This is a genomic window from Pseudonocardia zijingensis (assembly GCF_042657305.1).
GTDB classification, from domain to species: Bacteria; Actinomycetota; Actinomycetes; order Mycobacteriales; family Pseudonocardiaceae; genus Pseudonocardia; species Pseudonocardia zijingensis.
The window spans coordinates 99,839-117,793 of sequence record NZ_JBHSKO010000010.1 but is presented as its reverse complement, the minus strand read 5'-3'; the positions used below and the strand labels follow the sequence as shown (position 1 = coordinate 117,793).

At 75.2% G+C, this 17,955-nt stretch carries 20 protein-coding genes; 4 read left to right on the top strand and 16 right to left on the bottom strand.

Annotation, left to right across the window (positions count from 1 at the left end; all coding sequences use genetic code 11):
• Nucleotides 1-75 precede the first annotated feature (75 nt).
• Nucleotides 76-999, top strand: a complete 924-nt coding sequence (locus ACFPL3_RS20820) for a hypothetical protein (RefSeq protein WP_379589566.1) — start codon at nucleotides 76-78, stop codon at nucleotides 997-999.
• A 55-nt stretch (nucleotides 1,000-1,054) separates the two neighbouring features.
• On the opposite strand, the gene ACFPL3_RS20815 is transcribed toward ACFPL3_RS20820, so the two are convergent.
• The 9 genes from ACFPL3_RS20815 to hisD form a co-directional block, all read right to left on the bottom strand.
• The gene (locus tag ACFPL3_RS20815; protein ID WP_343945993.1) at nucleotides 1,055-1,783 is read right to left on the bottom strand and encodes an alanyl-tRNA editing protein; all 729 of its coding nucleotides are present in this window, start codon (nucleotides 1,781-1,783) and stop codon (nucleotides 1,055-1,057) included.
• A gap of 27 nt (nucleotides 1,784-1,810) precedes the next feature.
• Nucleotides 1,811-2,176, bottom strand: coding sequence for a phosphoribosyl-AMP cyclohydrolase (hisI, locus tag ACFPL3_RS20810; RefSeq protein WP_343945992.1), 366 nt, complete (start codon nucleotides 2,174-2,176; stop codon nucleotides 1,811-1,813).
• Nucleotides 2,173-2,946 (bottom strand): imidazole glycerol phosphate synthase subunit HisF, encoded by a 774-nt coding sequence (hisF, locus tag ACFPL3_RS20805; protein WP_343945991.1) that lies wholly within the window; start codon nucleotides 2,944-2,946, stop codon nucleotides 2,173-2,175. The genes hisI and hisF overlap by 4 nt, the downstream gene beginning before the upstream one ends.
• Nucleotides 2,946-3,713: a bifunctional 1-(5-phosphoribosyl)-5-((5-phosphoribosylamino)methylideneamino)imidazole-4-carboxamide isomerase/phosphoribosylanthranilate isomerase PriA gene (priA, locus tag ACFPL3_RS20800; RefSeq protein WP_343945990.1), complete on the bottom strand. Its 768-nt coding sequence runs from the start codon at nucleotides 3,711-3,713 to the stop codon at nucleotides 2,946-2,948. The genes hisF and priA overlap by 1 nt, the downstream gene beginning before the upstream one ends.
• 127 nt (nucleotides 3,714-3,840) lie before the next feature.
• Entirely contained in the window at nucleotides 3,841-4,476 is a 636-nt protein-coding gene (gene hisH, locus ACFPL3_RS20795; RefSeq protein WP_343945989.1) for an imidazole glycerol phosphate synthase subunit HisH, read from the bottom strand.
• 62 nt (nucleotides 4,477-4,538) lie between these two features.
• Nucleotides 4,539-5,411 carry a PHP domain-containing protein gene (locus ACFPL3_RS20790; protein WP_343946008.1) on the bottom strand — a complete coding sequence of 291 codons (873 nt, stop codon included), beginning with the start codon at nucleotides 5,409-5,411 and terminating at the stop codon, nucleotides 4,539-4,541.
• Complete coding sequence (gene hisB / locus ACFPL3_RS20785; RefSeq protein ID WP_343945988.1) at nucleotides 5,408-6,007, bottom strand: imidazoleglycerol-phosphate dehydratase HisB; 600 nt, start codon at nucleotides 6,005-6,007, stop codon at nucleotides 5,408-5,410. Before hisB ends, ACFPL3_RS20790 begins: the two co-directional genes overlap by 4 nt.
• Nucleotides 6,004-7,137: a histidinol-phosphate transaminase gene (locus ACFPL3_RS20780; protein ID WP_343945987.1), complete on the bottom strand. Its 1,134-nt coding sequence runs from the start codon at nucleotides 7,135-7,137 to the stop codon at nucleotides 6,004-6,006. Before ACFPL3_RS20780 ends, hisB begins: the two co-directional genes overlap by 4 nt.
• Nucleotides 7,134-8,453 (bottom strand): histidinol dehydrogenase, encoded by a 1,320-nt coding sequence (gene hisD / locus ACFPL3_RS20775; RefSeq protein WP_343945986.1) that lies wholly within the window; start codon nucleotides 8,451-8,453, stop codon nucleotides 7,134-7,136. Before hisD ends, ACFPL3_RS20780 begins: the two co-directional genes overlap by 4 nt.
• Nucleotides 8,454-8,667: 214 nt before the next feature.
• Here hisD and ACFPL3_RS20770 point away from each other — a divergent pair, with 214 nt between their 5' ends.
• A complete protein-coding gene (locus ACFPL3_RS20770) occupies nucleotides 8,668-9,591 on the top strand; it encodes an NADP-dependent oxidoreductase (protein WP_343945985.1) in 924 nt (307 codons plus the stop codon).
• A 93-nt stretch (nucleotides 9,592-9,684) separates the two neighbouring features.
• Here the strand turns inward: ACFPL3_RS20770 and nadC are convergent, their stop codons facing one another.
• From nadC to nadA, 3 genes are read right to left on the bottom strand one after another with little or no spacing between them, the layout of a single operon-like run.
• Nucleotides 9,685-10,545, bottom strand: a complete 861-nt coding sequence (nadC, locus tag ACFPL3_RS20765) for a carboxylating nicotinate-nucleotide diphosphorylase (RefSeq protein WP_343945984.1) — start codon at nucleotides 10,543-10,545, stop codon at nucleotides 9,685-9,687.
• Nucleotides 10,542-12,131 (bottom strand): L-aspartate oxidase, encoded by a 1,590-nt coding sequence (locus ACFPL3_RS20760; protein ID WP_379589565.1) that lies wholly within the window; start codon nucleotides 12,129-12,131, stop codon nucleotides 10,542-10,544. Before ACFPL3_RS20760 ends, nadC begins: the two co-directional genes overlap by 4 nt.
• A complete protein-coding gene (gene nadA, locus ACFPL3_RS20755; protein ID WP_343940845.1) occupies nucleotides 12,128-13,135 on the bottom strand; it encodes a quinolinate synthase NadA in 1,008 nt (335 codons plus the stop codon). The genes ACFPL3_RS20760 and nadA overlap by 4 nt, the downstream gene beginning before the upstream one ends.
• 150 nt (nucleotides 13,136-13,285) lie before the next feature.
• Between nadA and ACFPL3_RS20750 the strand changes: the two genes are divergently transcribed.
• Nucleotides 13,286-14,008 (top strand): NUDIX hydrolase, encoded by a 723-nt coding sequence (locus tag ACFPL3_RS20750; protein WP_343940846.1) that lies wholly within the window; start codon nucleotides 13,286-13,288, stop codon nucleotides 14,006-14,008.
• 4 nt (nucleotides 14,009-14,012) lie between these two features.
• Nucleotides 14,013-14,696: an LON peptidase substrate-binding domain-containing protein gene (locus tag ACFPL3_RS20745; protein WP_343940847.1), complete on the top strand. Its 684-nt coding sequence runs from the start codon at nucleotides 14,013-14,015 to the stop codon at nucleotides 14,694-14,696.
• A 51-nt stretch (nucleotides 14,697-14,747) separates the two neighbouring features.
• On the opposite strand, the gene bsaP is transcribed toward ACFPL3_RS20745, so the two are convergent.
• The 4 genes from bsaP to ACFPL3_RS20725 are packed head-to-tail and all read right to left on the bottom strand — an operon-like array spanning nucleotide 14,748 to nucleotide 17,913.
• Nucleotides 14,748-15,065 carry a biotin synthase auxiliary protein BsaP gene (gene bsaP / locus ACFPL3_RS20740; protein ID WP_343940852.1) on the bottom strand — a complete coding sequence of 106 codons (318 nt, stop codon included), beginning with the start codon at nucleotides 15,063-15,065 and terminating at the stop codon, nucleotides 14,748-14,750.
• Nucleotides 15,066-15,068: 3 nt separating this feature from the next.
• The gene (bioB, locus tag ACFPL3_RS20735) at nucleotides 15,069-16,076 is read right to left on the bottom strand and encodes a biotin synthase BioB (RefSeq protein WP_343940848.1); all 1,008 of its coding nucleotides are present in this window, start codon (nucleotides 16,074-16,076) and stop codon (nucleotides 15,069-15,071) included.
• Nucleotides 16,073-16,768: a dethiobiotin synthase gene (gene bioD / locus ACFPL3_RS20730; protein ID WP_379589564.1), complete on the bottom strand. Its 696-nt coding sequence runs from the start codon at nucleotides 16,766-16,768 to the stop codon at nucleotides 16,073-16,075. The genes bioB and bioD overlap by 4 nt, the downstream gene beginning before the upstream one ends.
• Nucleotides 16,765-17,913 (bottom strand): 8-amino-7-oxononanoate synthase, encoded by a 1,149-nt coding sequence (locus ACFPL3_RS20725; RefSeq protein ID WP_379589563.1) that lies wholly within the window; start codon nucleotides 17,911-17,913, stop codon nucleotides 16,765-16,767. Before ACFPL3_RS20725 ends, bioD begins: the two co-directional genes overlap by 4 nt.
• Nucleotides 17,914-17,955: the final 42 nt, after the last annotated feature.

Sequence of the window (17,955 nt, the reverse complement as noted above, 5' to 3'; positions counted from 1 at the left end):
CCTCCCCCGCAGGGGGGAGCGATCTCGTCCCGGCGCGGGAACCGGACGGCCGGGCGCGGCGCCATCGTCGGGACCATGAACTTCACGACGGCGAACTCCACGACGACGGCGCCGGCGACCCCGGGCGGTGTGCGGGCCCTCGGCTGGCTCGCCGCCGCGGGCACGCTGCCGTACCTGACGCTCAAGATCGGCTGGCTCGCGGGCGGCACGGCGGGCGTGCGCGACCCGGGCTTCCTGGCCGACCCCGCGATCGTGGCGGCCAACGCCGTGACGTTCGCGATGGACCTCGTCGTCATCGGGCTCGCCCTCGCGCTGACCCACCGGTGGGGCGACCGGCTCCCCGTGTGGCTGGTGCTGCTGCCGGTGTGGGTGGGCACCGGGTTCCTCGTGCCGATGGTCGTGTCGATCATGCCGGCGATCACTGTCGAGACACTCTCCGGGGGGCTGCACAGCACCGCGTTCGAGCCGTGGCTGCAGCCGCTCGTCTACGGCGGTTTCGCCTGGCAGGGCGTGTTCCTGTGCGCCGCGTTCGCCGCGCACTCCGTCCGCAGGTGGTCCCGGGTGGTCACCGCGAGCACGCCCCCCGCGGCGGGCCTCGTGCCCTTCCTGCGGGTCGTGACGGCCGGTGGCTGCGTCATGGCCGCGGCGAGCGCCCTGCTGCACCTCGTGGCCGGGCTGGCGTCCGGGTCGGCGGTGGCCCTCGGCGTCGAGTCGGTGAGCGGCGCGCTCGCGGTGGCCGGCGCCGCCGGGGTGGTGGCGCTCGTGCGGGCCCGCCCGACGGGACGCTGGGCGGCCGTCGCGGCGGCCTGGGCGGGCAGCGCCGCCATGTTCGCGTGGGGCCTCTACACGGTGACCGTCCGCATGACGACCACGGCGCTCTCGGGCGGCTCGGACCCCGCCGCGGGCGCAGCGCAGGTCACCGGCCTGCTCGGCGGGTTCGCCCTCGCCTTTGCCGGGATGATCGCCCTCGTCGGCGCCGGGGAGAGCCGGCGGGGGTGACGGAGGGGGGACCGCGTCCCGGCCGCGCAAGGGGGGCGGCCGGGACGCGGCGCCGTCACGCGGGCGCGTCGACCACCTGGATGCGCACCCGCTTGTTGCCCTTGCCCTTCGACTCGGTACCCGTCACGCGCACCGCCCCCACCTCGGCGGTGCTCGACACGTGCGTGCCGCCGTCGGCCTGCTTGTCCAGGCCTATGATGTCGATCACGCGCAACGGGTCGATCTCGCGCGGGATGAGGTTCGCGGCGGTGCGGATCAGCGCCGGGTCGGCGTCGGCGGCGTCGCGCCCGAGGAACTCGACCACCACCGCCCGGGCCGCCGCCAGCTCCGCGTTGATCCGCGTCTCGAGCCGCTTGCCCAGCTCGGCCGAGATCGACTCGAGCGGGAAGTCCAGCCGCCCCGCACCGGGCTCCATGTTGCCGCCGGTCACCGGGATCGCGAACTCCGACCACACCACGCCGCACAGCACGTGCAACGCCGTGTGCGTGCGCATCAGGAGGTGCCGGCGCGACCAGTCGATCTCCCCCGCGAGCCCGGTGCCCGCACCCGGCAGCTCGGGGGCGTCCACCCAGTGCCAGATGCGGCCCGCCTCCCGCTTCACCTTCGTGACGGCCACGGGCCCGCCGCTCCAGTCGAGGGTGCCGAGGTCGTGCGGCTGCCCGCCGCCCCCGGGGTAGAACGCGGTGCGCGCCAGCGCCACGCGACCGCCCTCCCGGTCGACGTCGGTGATCGCGGCCTCGAAGGAGCGGAGGTAGGCGTCGGTGGCGAAGAGCTCCTCAGTCACCCGCCCGACCCTAGAACCACCGGTGGATCAGCCGTCGGCGGCACGCAGGACGTCGGCGTCGAAGCAGCTGTGGGTGCCCGTGTGGCACGCCGGGCCGGTCTGGTCGACCACGACGAGCAGGGCGTCGCCGTCGCAGTCGAGGCGCACCTCGTGCACCTGCTGCACGTGGCCCGAGGTCTCGCCCTTGACCCAGTACTCCTCCCGCGACCGCGACCAGTACGTGGCGCGGCCGGTGGTGAGCGTGCGGTGCAGCGCCTCGTCGTCCATCCACGCCACCATCAGCACGTCGCCGCTGCCGCGCTCCTGCACCACCGCGCACACCAGGCCGTCGAGGGTGCGCTTGAGCCGGGCGGCGATCGCCGGGTCCAGCGCCGACTCCGCCACGCGGTTCACCTGACCTCCACGTCCGCGGCGCGCAGGCCGTCCTTGACGTCCTTGATCCGCAGCTGCCCGAAGTGGAAGACGCTCGCGGCGAGCACCGCGTCGGCGCCGGCGCGGATCGCGGGCGGGAAGTGTTCCACCGCGCCCGCGCCCCCGCTCGCGATCACCGGGACGTCCACCACCGCGCGGACCGCGGCGATCATCTCCAGGTCGAACCCGGCACGCGTGCCGTCGGCGTCCATCGAGTTGAGCAGGATCTCGCCCACCCCGAGCTCCTGCCCCCGCGCCGCCCACGCCACGGCGTCGATCCCGGTGCCGCGGCGCCCACCGTGGGTGGTGACCTCCCAGCCCGACGGCGTGGGCGCGCCGCCCTCCGGCACCTTCCGCGCGTCGACCGACAGCACGATGCACTGCGCACCGAACCGGCGGCTCGCCTCGTGCAGCAGCTCGGGGCGCTGGATCGCGGCGGTGTTGATGCCGACCTTGTCGGCGCCCGCCCGCAGCAGCGTGTCGACGTCCTCGGTGGAGCGCACGCCCCCGCCCACCGTGAGCGGGATGAACACCTGCTCCGCGGTGCGCCGCACCACGTCGAGCATGGTGGCCCGCCCGCCCGAGGACGCCGTGACGTCCAGGAAAGTGAGCTCGTCGGCACCCTCGGCGTCGTAGACGCGGGCCATCTCCACCGGGTCGCCCGCGTCGCGCAGGTCGACGAAGTTGACGCCCTTCACCACCCGCCCGGCGTCGACGTCCAGGCACGGGATGACCCGAACCGCGACCCCCATCAGCCGGCCGCCCGGCCTGCCGGGCGCACCGCCCGCACCGCCTCGAGGGCCTCGGGGAGGGTGAACCGGCCCGCGTAGAGCGCCTTGCCCACGATCGAGCCCTCGATGCCCACGCCGGAGGCCGCCAGCTCGGCCAGCGCCACGAGGTCGGCCACCTCCGCGATGCCGCCCGAGGCGATGACCGGGGCCTTCGTGGCCTCGGCGACCGAACGCAGCAGGTCGAGGTTGGGCCCGCGCAGGGTGCCGTCCTTGCTCACGTCGGTGACGACGTAGCGCGCGCAGCCGTCGCGGTCGAGCCGCTCCAGGACCTCCCAGAGGTCGCCGCCGTCGCGGGTCCAGCCGCGGGCGGCGAGCCGGTGCTCCCCGTCGACGATCCGCACGTCCAGCCCCACCGCGATGCGCTCGCCGTGGGCCGCGATGGCCCGCGCGCACCACTCGGGGTTCTCCAGCGCGGCGGTGCCCAGGTTCACCCGCGCGCAGCCCGTGGACAGCGCCCGCTCCAACGAGGCGTCGTCGCGGATGCCGCCCGACAGCTCCACCGCCACGTCGAGCTCGCCGACCACCCCGGCCAGCAGCTCGGCGTTGGAGCCCCGCCCGAACGCGGCGTCGAGGTCGACCAGGTGGATCCACTCGGCGCCGTCGCGCTGCCACTGCAGCGCCGCCTCGCGGGGGGCGCCGTAACCGGTCTCGGTGCCGGCCTCGCCCTGCACCAGCCGGACGGCCTGGCCGTCGGCGACGTCGACGGCGGGAAGCAGCGTGAAACTCACAGGTAGAGCCTACAGAGCGTACGCAGGGAGTTTCGCGGCGCGGCGGGCAGCGGAGCGTTCGCGCTGGACGAGCGGCACACCCGTACGTACCTATCGGACAAGGGTGCCGTTCGTCCGATGCGGACGGCTACCCGACGACGTCGCGCAGCCAGTTGCGCAGCACCGTGGCGCCCGCGTCGCCGGACTTCTCCGGGTGGAACTGGGTGGCCGCGAGCGCGCCGTTCTCGACCGCCGCCACGAAGTCCTCCCCGTGGTGGGCCCAGGTGACGAGCGGTGGCTTCAGCACGTCCGACTCGTCGAGCTCCCAGCGCCGCACGCCGAACGAGTGCACGAAGTAGAAGCGCGCGTCGGCGTCGAGCCCGGCGAACAGGGTGGTGCCGGCCGGGGCGCGCACGGTGTTCCAGCCCATGTGCGGGAGCACGTCGGCCTTGATCTGCTCCACCGTGCCCGGCCACTGCCCGCACCCCTCGGTGCGCTCGCCCCACTCCACGCCCAGGTCGAAGAGCACCTGCATGCCCACGCAGATGCCCAGCACCGGGCGCCCGCCCGCGAGGCGGCGCTCGATCAGGCGCGGGCCGTCGACCGCCTTCAGCCCGGCCATGCAGGCGGCGAAGGCACCCACCCCGGGGACGACGAGCCCGTCGGCCTCCAGCGCGGCATGCGGATCAGCCGTGACCGTGACGTCGGCACCCACGCGCTGCAGCGCACGCTCCGCGGAGCGCAGGTTGCCCGATCCGTAGTCCAGCACGACGATCCTCGACACGCCGTCCAGGGTACGGCGTGCCCGCCCCCGGTTCAGGAACGCCACGTTCCTGTCCTGCAGGTTCAGGAACGTGGCGTTCCTGAACCCGGCGAGCGGGACCAGAGCTGCACCGGGTCGCCGCCCGGCCGGAAGCCGCAGTCGCGCGCCACCCGCGCCGCATCCGCGAAGCCGTTGGCCAGGTCGCGGGGGCGGTGGGCGTCGCTGCCGAACGAGACCGCGTCACCCCCGGCGTCGGCCCACCACCGCACCAGCTCGGGCGCGAGCGGCACCTTGGTGTTGATCTCCAGTGCCCGGCCGCCCGCCGCGAGCACCCTGAGGACCTCACGGAACTCCTCGGCGAAGTCGGCCGGCCGGAACGGGCGGGCGCGGCGAGGCCAGTGCCGCACCGGGTAGTCGATGTGGGCGAGCACCGCGAACGGGGCGTCCGAGGCGGCCATCGCCGCGGCCTCCGCCAGGTAGGCGCGCACGACGTCGGCGGCCGCGGTGTCGCGCATCGCGTGGTCGACCAGGCGCGGCTCGGCCCGCCCGCCCACCGAGTGCACCGACCCGAGGACCCGGTGGAACCGGCCCCGCGCCAGCAGGGCCGCCGTCTCCTCCGGGTGCCAGTGCGGCTCCGACAGCTCCACCCCCGACAGCACCTGCAGCCCCGGGTACCGCGCGCGGCAGCGCTCCAGGCAATCCAGGTAGCCCTCGACGTCGAGCGGCCGCGGCGCCACCCGCCCGTCCGGGCCCAGCCAGCGCTCCAGCACCTCCGACATCGTGTCGCCGGGCCGCACCACCCACGGCGTCAGGTCGGCGTGCTCGGTGAACGCCACCGACGGCAGCCGCAGCTGCTCCGCCCGGGCGCACGTGGCGTCCATCGCGCCCTCGACGGCGTCCCAGGACCACTCGGTGTGGACGTGGTTGTCGCCGGGGAGACCTGCTGCCTCGCTCAGAGCGTGCCCTTCGTCGACGCGATCCCGGTGATCCGGGTGTCCGGCTCCACGGCGGCCCGCAGCGCCCGCGCGATCGCCTTGAACTCGGCCTCGGTGACGTGGTGCGGGTCGCGCCCGTCGGCGACGCGCACGTGCAGCGCGAGGTGGCCGTGGAACGCGAGCGACTCGAACACGTGCCGGTTGAGCACCGTGGGGTAGTGCCCGCCCACCACGAAGCCCTGCATGACGTCCGGCTCGCCGGTGTGCACCGTGTACGGGCGGCCCGATACGTCGACGACGGCCTGGGCGAGCGCCTCGTCCATCGGGATCCAGGCGTCGCCGAAGCGGCGGATGCCCTTCTTCTCCCCCAGCGCCTGCCGGAGCGCCTGCCCGAGCACGATCGCGACGTCCTCGACGGTGTGGTGCACGTCGACCTCGACGTCGCCCTCGGCGCGCACCGTGAGGTCGAACGCCCCGTGCTTGCCGAAGGCGTCGAGCATGTGGTCGTAGAACGGCACGCCCGTGGCGATCTCGGTGGTGCCGGTGCCGTCGAGGTCGATCTCGACGAGCACCTTCGACTCCTTGGTGATCCGCTCCACGCGCCCGACTCGGGTCATCGGCTCAGCTCCTGCTCAACCACGTCCGCTGCGATCTGCAGGAACGCGTCGTTCTCCTCCGGCGTGCCGATCGTGACACGCAGGTGTTCCGGGATCCCGACGTCGCGGATCAGCACTCCGCGGTCGAGGAAGGCCCGCCACGCGCGCGGCGCGTCGGCGAAGCGGCCGAACAGCACGAAGTTGGAGTCGCTCGGCACCACCGAGTAGCCGGCGGCGGCCAGTGCGGGCACCACGCGGTCGCGTTCGGCCCGCAGCAGCGCAACCGAGCCGAGCGTGGCGTCGGCGTGCCGCAGCGCCGCGCGCGCCGCGGCCTGCGTGAGCGCCGACAGGTGGTAGGGCAGCCGAACCAGCTGCAGCGCGTCGACCACGGCGGGCGCGGCCGCGAGGTAGCCCAGGCGCCCTCCCGCGAACGCGAACGCCTTGCTCATCGTGCGGCAGACCACGAGCTTGTGGCCGTGGGTGGCGAGCAGCGAGATCGCGCTGGACCGGTCGGAGAACTCGGCGTACGCCTCGTCGACCACCACCATCCCCGGCGCGGCGTCGACGAGCAGCGCGAGCTCGTCGGGCTCGATGCTCTGCCCGGTGGGGTTGTTGGGGCTGGTCAGGAACGTCAGGTCCGGGCTGTGCTCACGCAGCACCGATGCGGCCTCGCGGACGTCGAGCGAGAAGTCCGACCGCCGCGGCGCGGGCAGCCACTCCGTGCGCGTGCCCGCCGCGATGATCGGGTGCATGGAGTAGGACGGCTCGAACCCGACCGCGACCCGCCCCGGCCCGCCGAACGCCTGCATCAGCTGCTGCAGTACCTCGTTGGAACCGTTGGCGGCCCACACGTTCGCGCAGGTGAGCGGCACCCCGGTGGAGCCGCTCAGGTACGCGGCGAGGTCGGTGCGCAGCCCCACCGCGTTGCGGTCCGGGTAGCGGTGCAGCTCCTCGGCGGCCGTGTGCACGGCCCTGGTGATGTCAGCGACGAGCTCGGGCGGCGGCGGGTAGGGGTTCTCGTTGGTGTTGAGCCGCACCGGCACGTCCAGCTGCGGCGCGCCGTACGGGCTGCGGCCGCGCAGGTCCTCGCGCAGCGGCAGGTCGTCGAGGGAGACCCCACCGCCGACCACGTCGTTCTGCACCGCCGTCATCGGGCGAACCTCGCCGAGACCGCCTCGCCGTGCGCAGGCAGGTCCTCCGCCCCGGCGAGCGTGACCACCTGGTCGGCCACCTCCCGCAGCGCCTCCTCCGAGTACTCGACCACGTGCACGCCCTTCAGGAACGTCTGCACCGACAGGCCCGCGGAGTGGTGCGCGCAGCCGCCGGTGGGCAGCACGTGGTTGGAACCGGCGCAGTAGTCGCCCAGCGACACCGGGGCGTACGGGCCCACGAAGATCGCGCCCGCGTTGCGGACGCGCAGGGCGGTGTCCCGCGCGTCGCGGGTCTGGATCTCCAGGTGCTCGGCGGCGTACGCGTCGACCACGGCGAGCCCGGCGTCGATGTCGTCGACGAGCACGGCGCCCGACTGCGGCCCGGTGAGCGCGGTGCGGATGCGCTCGCTGTGCTTGGTGGCCCCGACGCGCACCTCGAGCTCCCGCTCCACCGCCTCGACGAGCTCCTCGGACGTGGTGACCAGCACCGACGCCGCGGCCGTGTCGTGCTCGGCCTGGCTGATCAGGTCGACGGCGACGTGGGCGGGGTCGGCGGTGTCGTCGGCGAGCACGGCGATCTCGGTGGGCCCGGCCTCGGCGTCGATCCCGATCAGGCCGCGCAGCAGCCGCTTGGCGGCCGTGACGTAGATGTTGCCGGGCCCGGTGACCATGTCCACCGGCTCCAGCTCGGCGCCGTCGGTGTCGGTGCCGCCGTACGCGAGCAACGCGACGGCCTGCGCGCCCCCGACGGCCCACACCTCCTCGACGCCCAGCAGCGCGGCCGCCGCCAGCACCGTGGGGTGGGGCAGGCCGCCGTGCTCGGCCTGCGGCGGCGAGGCCAGCACGATCGACTCGACACCCGCGGCCTGCGCGGGCACCACGTTCATCACCACGCTCGACGGGTAGACCGCCAGCCCGCCCGGGGCGTAGAGGCCCACCCGCTGCACCGGCAGGAACCGCTCCGTGACCGTGCCGCCCGGCGACACCCGGGTGACGATGTCGCTGCGCCGCTGGTCGGCGTGCACGAGGCGGGCCCGCTCGATCGACGTCTCCAGGGCCGCCCGCACGGCCGGGTCGAGCGCGGCCAGCGCACCCTGGAGCGTCTGCGCCGGCACCCGCACGGCGCTCGGGCGCACCCGCTCGAACCGCTCCGCGAACTCCAACGCGGCCTCCGCCCCGCGCTCGCGCACCGCGTCGACGATCGGCCGCACCTGGTGCAGCGCCGCGTCGACGTCCTGCTCGGCCCGCGGCAGCAGGGAGCGCAGCGAAGCGGTCCGGGGCAGGGGTGCACCACGCAGGTCGAGTCGCCGAAGCATGGGTACCAGCGTAATCCGGCGCCGCTACCGGGCCGTGCCGACGTGCGCGCGCGCACGTCCGGCTACGCGACCGGCATCCCGAGCGCTGCGGCTGAGCCGCCTCCGAAGTTCAGGAAAGCCACATTCAGGGCCGTAGAGGCCTTGAAAGTGGCTTTCCTGAACTCCCCGCCGGGGCTGCACGTTCCGTGGCGCGCCGGTCGGGTACGTAGGCGTCATGAAGGCGATGGCGTACCGGCGGTACGGCGGCCCGGAGGTGCTCGAGCCCATGGAGCTCCCCGAACCGAAGGTCGGCCCGGACTGGGTGCTGATCCGCGCGAAGGCGGCCTCGATCAACCCGGTGGACTGGAAGGCCCGCCGGGGCGGGCTCGACGCCCTCATCCCGGCGGACTTCCCGGTGATCCCGGGCTGGGACGTCGCCGGGGTCGTCGAGCGGGTCGGTCCCGCGGTGACGGGGGTGCGGCCGGGCGAGGAGGTGATCGCCTACAACCGCCAGGACCACCTGCAGTGGGGGACCTACGCCGAGCTGGTGGCTGCGCCGCTGCGCACGGTGGGCCCTTCGCCGTCGGCGGCCACGTGGGAGCAGGCGGGGGCGCTCCCGCTGGCCGGCCTCACCGCCTACCAGGCACTCGTCGAGCGACTCGAGGTGCGGCCCGGCGAGACCGTGCTCGTGCACGCCGCGTCCGGCGGCGTCGGGCGGATGGCGGTGCAGATCGCGCGCGTCCTCGGCGCCGAGGTGATCGGGACGGCCGGTGAGCGCAACCACGAACGGCTGCGCGAGCTGGGCGCCACCCCGGTGACGTACGGCGACGGCCTCGTCGACCGCGTGCGGGCGCTGAGTCCCGGCGGCGTGGACGCCGTGCTCGACCTCGCAGGCGGCCAGGCCCTCGACGACAGCCCGGAGCTGGTGCGCGACCGCTTCCGGATCACCTCGATCGTCGATCCGCGCGTGCTCGAGATGGGCGGGCAGTACCTGTTCGTGCGACCCGACCGCGAGCACCTGACCCGGCTGGCCGGCTGGGTCGACGAGGGCCGCCTGGAGCTCGACGTCGGCGCCGCCCTCCCGCTCGCCGAGGCCGCGGAGGCGCAGCGGAGGCAGGAGGCGGGCGAGGTGCCGGGCAAGATCGTGCTGACGATCTGAGCGCAGCTCCGCAGGTTCAGGAAAGCCACATTCAGGGCTCTACAGGCCCTGAATGTGGCTTTCCTGAACTTCCCCGGAGCCCCGGCCGCGCCCTCAGCCGGCCTGCAGGTCCAAGCCCAGGTCCAGCGCGCGCACGGAGTGCGTGAGCGCGCCGACCGACAGGTAGTCCACCCCCGTCTCGGCGTAGGCGCGGGCGTTGGCCAGCGCCAGCCCGCCGGATGACTCCAGCAGCGTCGGCCGCTCCCCCCGCCGCCGCACGGCCTCGCGCGTGCGCTCGACGTCGAAGTTGTCCAGCAGCACCAGCTCGGCCCCGAGCTCGAGCACCTCGTCGAGCTGCTCGAGGGTGTCGACCTCCACCTCGTAGGGGAGGTCGGGCGCGGCCGCCCGGGCGGCGGCGAGCGCGGCGCCCACCGAGCCGGCGGCGGCCACGTGGTTGTCCTTGATCAGGACGGCGTCGCCGAGGCCGAGCCGGTGGTTGACGCCGCCGCCGCAGCGCACGGCGTACTTCTCCAGGAGCCGCAGGCCGGGCAGGGTCTTGCGGGTGTCGCGGATGCGGGCGCCGGTGCCGGCCACCGCGTCCACCCACGCCGCGGTCGCGGTGGCGACGCCGGAGAGGTGGCAGAGCAGGTTGAGCGCGGTGCGTTCGGCGGTGAGCAGCCCGCGCACCGGGGCGCGGACGGTCAGCGCGGCTTCGCCCGCGGCGAGCCGGTCGCCGTCGGCGCGGGAGTCGAGCACCTCGTGGTCGGCCACCACCGCGTCGAGCACGGCGCGCACCGCGGGCAGGCCGGCCAGCACGCCCGGCTCGCGGGCGGCGAAGACGGCCACGGCCACGGCGTCGGCGGGCACGGTGGCCGCGGTGGTGGCGTCCGGGCCGTAGCGCAGGTCCTCCTCCAGGGCGGTGGCCACGACCCGCCGCAGGTCGGCGAGGTCGGGTCCGAGCAGGGTCCTGGTCATGCCGCCACCGCCGTTCCGGTCCGCACGACCGGCTGTCCGGTCGCGTCGAGGGTGATCTCCAGGCCGGCGCGCTGCCAGCGGTCGTCGCGCTCGGGGAAGTCGGTGCGCACGTGGCAGCCGCGGGTCTCGGTGCGGTTGCCCGCCGCGGCGAGCACGGCCTGGGCGAGCAGGGTGAGCGCGGCGTCCTCGACGCCGGCGCGGCCCGTGGGCACCGCCACCGCGGTGGCGCACTCGATCCGGTCGGACGCGGCGGCGAGTCCCGCGGCGTCGCGGCCGATCCCCGCCGCGGCGGTCATCGCGCGCTGCACGACGTCGCGGGGCGCGAGCGGCACGGCGGGCGACGCGGCGAGCGGTTCCCCCGCCGCCGGCCGGAGCGCCTCCCGGTCGGCCGCGGCGGCGCGGGCCGCCCTGGCCCCGAGCACGAGCCCCTCGAGCAGCGAGTTTGACGCGAGGCGGTTGGCGCCGTGCAGCCCCGTGCGGGCCACCTCGCCCGCGGCGTAGAGGCCGGGGACGCCGGTGCGCCCGTGCAGGTCGGTGACCACGCCGCCGCACGCGTAGTGGGCGGCGGGCGTGACCGGGATGGGCTCGCGCGCCGGGTCGATCCCGGCCTCGCGGCACGCGGCGTGCACGGTGGGGAACCGGCGGGCGAAGCCGGTGATCGACGTGGCGTCGAGGTGCACGCAGTCGGCGCCGGTGGCGGCGAGGGTGCGGGTGATGGCCGCGGCCACGACGTCGCGCGGGGCGAGGTCGGCGAGCGGGTGCACGCCGGTCATGAACCGGCGGCCGGCCCGGTCGAGCAGCACCGCGCCCTCCCCCCGCACGGCCTCGGTGACGAGCGGGCGTTGCCCCACCGCCGGCCCGGTGTAGAGGACCGTGGGGTGGAACTGCACGAATTCCAGGTCGGCCGCGGCAGCGCCCGCGCGCAGCGCGAGCGCCACGCCGTCGCCGGTGGCGGTGGCCGGGTTGGTGGTGCTCGCGTACAGCTGCCCGTAGCCGCCGCTGGCCAGGAGCACCGCGGGCGCGCGCAGCACCCCGGGCCGACCCGCGTCGTCGAGCAAGGCGAGGCCCGCGACGGCCCCGGCCTCGTCGCGCAGCACGTCGGTGGCGACGTGGCCGGCGAGCAGCGGGAGCCGCCGGTCGGTGGCCGCGACGACGAGGGCGCGCTCGACCTCGGCCCCGGTGGCGTCGCCGCCCGCGTGCACCACCCGGAACGCCGAGTGGCCGCCCTCGCGCGCCCGCTGCGGCCTGCCGTCGGGCGCGAGGTCGAAGGCGGCCCCGCGGGCCCGCAGCCGCGCCACCGCGGCGGGTCCCTCCTCGAGGATCGCGGCCACGGCGACCGGATCGGACAGGCCTGCACCCGCGGTGAGCGTGTCGGCCACGTGCGCGTCGACGCTGTCGCCCGCCACGTCGCCCAGCACCACGGCGACGCCGCCCTGCGCGTAGCGGGTGGAGCCGGAGTCGACGTCCTCCTTGGTGACGACGACGACGCGCAGGCCGAGCTCGGCGGCGTCGAGCGCCGCGGTGAGCCCGGCGACCCCGGACCCGACGACGACGAGGTCGGCCCGTGCCTCCCAGAGCGCGCTCACTCGCCACCTCCGGGCTTCCCGATCTCGATCATCCGCTGGACGGCGGCGCGGCCGCGGGCGGCGAGTTCGGGGTCGACGTGCACCTCGTCGCGGCCCTCGCGCAGCGCGCGCAGCAGCTTCTCCGGCGTGATCATCTTCATGTAGCGGCAGGACGCGCGGTCGTTCACCGCGCGGAAGTCGATCTCGGGCGCGGCCCGCCGGAGCTGGTGCAGCATGCCCACCTCGGTGGCGACGAGCACCGACGAGGCGCGCGACTCGCGGGCGGCGTCCAGCATCCCGCCGGTCGAGAGGATCTTGACCCGGTCGGCGGGCACCGCGCCCGAGCCGGCGAGGTAGAGCGCGGAGGTGGCGCAGCCGCACTCCGGGTGGACGAAGAGCTCGGCGTCCGGGTTGGCCTGCGCCTGCGCGGTGAGGGTGGCGCCGTTGATGCCGGCGTGCACGTGGCACTCCCCGGCCCAGACGTGCATGTTCTCCCGGCCCAGGACGCGGCGGACGTGCGCGCCGAGGAACTGGTCGGGCAGGAACAGCACCTCCCGTTCCTCCGGGATCGAGGCCACGACCTCGACCGCGTTGGAGGAGGTGCAGCAGATGTCGGTCTCCGCCTTGACCGCGGCGGTGGTGTTCACGTAGGAGACGACCACAGCGTCGGCGTGTTCCGCCTTCCAGGCCCGCAGCTGGTCGACGGTGATCGAGTCGGCAAGGGAGCACCCAGCGGCGGCGTCCGGGATCAGCACGGTCTTGTCCGGGCTGAGGATCTTCGCGGTCTCCGCCATGAAGTGCACGCCGCAGAACACGATCGTCGAGGCCTGCGACTCGGCGGCGATCCGCGAGAGCGCCAGCGAGTCGCCGGTGTGGTCGGCGACGTCCTGGATCTCCGGCAGCTGGTAGTTGTGCGCGAGCAGCACGGCGTCGCGGCGGCGGGCCAGCGCGCGCACCTCGTCCGCCCATCCGGGTTCGAGCGGCTCGCAGGGTCGGTCCCCGGCGAGCATCGGGCTTGCGGTCATGACCCCTCCTGGTTTTCGACTATGAGTCGGAAACAGGATGGATCGTAACAGGCGAACGGCGCGGCGAACCCTGCTCGTGACCGGGACCTCACCCCGGCGCAACCCGGCGTTCACGCCGGGTGCCGGGGCCGACACCCTACGATCCGAATCATGGCGAGCCCGACCGAACACGAGGTGCTCGCCGCCGTGCTCCAGATCCGGGGCGGCACCCTCCAGGTGCTCGCCTGGCAGCGGGCGCTCCCGCCCGACTCGGGCCGCTGGGCACTCCCCGGCGGGCTCCTCGGCGACGACGAGGACGTCGAGCAGTCGGTGCGCCGCCAGCTCGCGGAGAAGGTCGACCTGCGCGAGGTCACCCACGTCGAGCAGCTCGGCGTGTTCAGCCGGCCGGACCGCGTGCCCGGCGTGCGCCGGATCGCCACCGCGTTCCTCGGCCTCGTGCCCTCCGACGCCGACCCCGCGGTGCCCCCGGACACGCACTGGCACGTCCTCGCCGCGCCCGCACCGGTGCTCGCGAACGCGGCGTTCGACCACGCCGACATCGTCGCCGCGGCCCGCGACCGCCTGCGCGCGAAGCTCTCCTACACCAACCTCGGGTTCGCGCTCGCGCCACGCGAGTTCACGATCTCGGCGCTGCGCGACCTGTACGTCGCCGCACTCGGCCACCCCGTCTCGGCCACCAACCTCCAGCGCGTGCTCACCCGCCGCGCCGTGCTCGAACCCACCGGCGCGGTGGCCCCACCCGGGCCCGCGGGGGGACGTCCGGCGGCACTGTTCCGCTTCACCGACCGCACCCTGCGCGTCACCGACGCCTCGGCGGTGCTGAGAGCTCCCAGCGGATCACCCGGCGAAGGAACCCGCGGCGCCGTACCGTAACGGCGTGGCCGAGACGCTCCCGCTGTTCCCCCTGAACACGGTGTTACTCCCTGGAGCCACGCTGCCACTGCACGTCTTCGAACCTCGGTACCGGCAGCTCACCGTCGACCTCGTCACGGGCGCGGTGCCGGACCGCGAGTTCGGGGTGGTCGCGGTCCGCGAGGGCTGGGCGCCCGACGACGACGGCATCGCCGGGCTGCACACCGTGGGCTGCACCGCGGTGCTGCGCGACGTCCAGCGGCTGCCCGACGGCCGCTTCGACCTCGTCACGCGCGGCGCGCGCCGGTTCCGGCTGATCGACCTGGACGCCGACTCGAAGCCCTACCTGGTGGGCTCGATCGAGCCGCTGCCCGACGCCCCGGAGGGCGACGCCGCGGCGGCCGAGGTCGTCCGCATGCTGTCCGCCGCCGCCCGCGCGGCCCACCGCCGCTACTGCGCCGCGGCGTGGAAGGCGGGCGAGTGGGCCGAGCCGGAGGCCGACGTCGAGCCGGGCCAGCTGCCGCACGTCCTCGCCTCCGACTGCCTGCTCCCCATCGCCGACCGCCAGCGGCTGCTGGAGCTCACCTCACCGGTCGAGCGGCTGCGCCTCGTGCGCGCGCTGCTGGCCCGCGAGACCGGGCTGCTCTCCGAGCTCGGGGCCGTGCCCGCCCCCATCACGACCTACGCGGTGGACCACAGCGTCAACTGAGGCCACGTCGCCGGGCGTGCCGACGTCGACGAGCGTGCCGACGCCGGTCACTCAGTGGTCGAGCCGGTCGTCGCCGAAGATCGCGTCGTCCGCCTCACGATCACGGCGCCACTGCTCCACGTCGATCGGCGGCAGCTCGCGTGCCATCTCCTGGAATTCCCGCACGGTCGTGCGCCGTCGCGGTGTGCGCGAGCTGCTCGCGAGCTCCCCGTGCCGGCTGCAGCGGGCCGTCCAGCCGGTGGGCGTCACCTGCACCACCATGCGCCGGGCGCAGTCGACGCAGAACCGCGGAGGTTCGAGCGTGCGCCGGTCGGCGCACCGCGCGTGCTCACCCTCCGCCGCGGGCTTCCCGCACTGGTCGCAGAACACGGCTCAGATCGTCTCGTTCAGTGCCTTGATCGGCATCTGCAGCTCGCCGAGCAGATCGATGTCCGACTCCGCAGGGCGGCCGAGCGTGGTGAGGTAGTTCCCGACGATCACGGCGTTGATCCCGCCGAGCAGGCCCTGCCGCGCGCCGAGGTCGCCGAGGGTGATCTCCCGCCCGCCCGCGAACCGCAGCACGGTGCGGGGCAGGGCCAGCCGGAAGGCGGCCACCGCGCGCAGCGCGTCGCGCGCGTCGAGGGGCTCCAGGTCGCCGAAGGGCGTGCCCGGGCGCGGGTTCAGGAAGTTCAGCGGCACCTCGTCCGGGGTGAGCGCGGCGAGCTGGGCGGCGAACTCCGCGCGCTGCTCCACGGTCTCCCCCATGCCGAGGATCCCGCCGCAGCAGACCTCCATGCCGGCCTCGCGCACGAGCCGCAGCGTCTCCCAGCGCTCCTCCCACGTGTGCGTGGTGACGACGTTCGGGAAGTGTGAGCGGGCGGTCTCGAGGTTGTGGTTGTAGCGGTGCACGCCCATGGCCGCGAGTTGCTCGACCTGCTCGGGCGTGAGCATGCCGAGCGAGCAGGCGATGTTGATGTCGACCTCGTCCTTGATGGCGGCGATGCCGGCCGCCACCTGCGCCATCAGCCGCTCGTTGGGGCCGCGGACGGCCGCGACGATGCAGAACTCGGTGGCCCCGGTCTTCGCGGTCTGCTTGGCCGCCTCCACCAGCGACGGCACGTCCAGCCACGCCGAGCGCACCGGCGAGTCGAACAGGCCCGACTGCGAGCAGAAGTGGCAGTCCTCGGGGCAGCCGCCGGTCTTGAGCGAGATGATCCCCTCGACCTCGACCTCCGGCCCGCACCAGCGCATCCGCACCTCGTGGGCCAGCTCGAGCAGGGGTTCGAGCGCGTCGTCGGGGAGCCCCAGCACCTCGAGCGCCTGCTCCTGCGTGAGGCCGACGCCCTCCTCCAGGACCTGGGCGCGGGCGATGTCGAGGATGGAGAACTGCGTCGTCGTCACGCGTCGGGAGTCTGCCACCCGCCGCCCAGTTCGGCCGCCAGACTGTGACGCGCGACCGTGACGAACTCTCCGGGCGCGAGCGCGCCCGCCCCCTCCGGCACAGCGCCGAGCAGCCGGGCCCCGGTGACGACGGGCAGGTCGTGGAGGTTGCAGCGCTCCGCGAGACCGGGCTCGGCGGGCCAGCTGCCGACCACGAAGCCGAGGCAGTCCAGCCCGCGTCGGGCCAGCGCCTCGGCGGTCAGCTCGGAGGTGTTGAGCGTGCCCAGGCCCGCGGCCGTCACGACGAGCACCGGCGCGCGCAGCGCCGCGGCGACGTCGGCAAGGGTGTCGCCGTCGTCGGTGAACCGCACCAGCAGCCCGCCCGCCCCTTCGACGAGCACGAGGTCGGCGTCGGCCTCGAGTTCCCGCGCTGCCGCGGCGGCGGCGGCGGCGCAGACCGGTGCCGCGCCGGCCCGGCGCGCCGCCGTGGCCGGGGCGAGCGGGTCGGGGAAGCGCCCCAGCTCGCGGGTCGCGACCCCCGGGACGAGCCGGGTGACGTCGGCGAGGTCGCCGGGCTCGTCCGGGCCGACGCCGGTCTGCGCGGGCTTCAGCACGGCCACCCGCGCGCCGCCGGCCGCGGCCAGCGCGGCGACGGCCGCCGTGACGACGGTCTTGCCGACATCGGTCCCCGTACCGGTGACGACCAGGATCATGCGGTGACCGGTGCGAGCACGTCGGCCAGCACGGCCCGGACGTGCGCGAGCTGCGCGTCGGTGATGGTGGCCCGCGCGGTGAGCCGCAGGCGGCTGGTGCCCTCGGGCACCGAGGGTGGACGGAAGCACCCGACGCGCAGGCCCCGCTCGGCGCACCGGCGCGCCGCGGCCACGGCGACGTCGGGCTCACCGAGCACGACGGCCACCACCGCGGAGGGCGGCGCGGGCACCCCGGCGGCATCGGCGAGCGCGGCCGCGACCCGCAGCACGGCGGCGGGCCGGTCCGGCTCGGCGCGCAGCACGTCGAGGGCCGCCCGTGCCGCGCCGACGGCCGACGGCGCGAGCCCGGTGTCGAAGATGAACGTGCGGGCGGTGTCCACCAGGTGCGCGGTGACCGCGGCCGGCCCGAGCACCGCCCCGCCCTGCGACCCGAGCGACTTGGACAAGGTGGCGGTGACCACGACGTCGTCGGCACCGGCCAGCCCGGCGTCCGCGAGCAGGCCGCGCCCGCCCGGGCCCACCACGCCGATCCCGTGTGCCTCGTCCACCACGAGCAGCGCGCCGCGGCGGCGGCAGACCTCATGGAGGCGCGCGAGCGGGGCGAGCCCGCCGTCCACGCTGTTCACGCTCTCGGTGACGACGATCGCGCGCTGCTGCGTGCGGGCGGCGAGCACGGCGTCCACCGCCTCGGGGTCGTCGTGGGGCACGATCTCGACGTGCGCACGGGAGAGGCGGGAGGCGTCCACGAGCGAGGCGTGGTTGGCCGCGTCGGACACCACGAGCGTGTCCCGGCCGGAGAGCGCCGTGACCACGCCCAGGTTGGCGGCGTACCCCGAGGAGAACACGAGCGCGGACTCGGTGCCGCAGAACGCCGCGAGCTCCGCCTCCAGTTCGGCGTGCAGCGCGGTGGTGCCGCTCACCAGCCGCGAGCCGGTGGAGCCCGCCCCCCAGGTCCGCAGCGCCCGCACGCCCCCCTCGACCACCCGCGGGTCGCAGGCGAGCCCGAGGTAGTCGTTGCCTGCGAGGTCGAGCAGCGGCTCGTCCGGGGTGCGCGGGCGCAGCTCGCGGCGCAGCCCCTGCGCACGCCTGCGGGCTGCGTGCGGTTCGAGCCAGGCGAGCGGGTGCACGGGGTCGGGGGACGTCACGAGGGCAGACCGTAACCCGCGGACCAGGATGATCGGGACGAA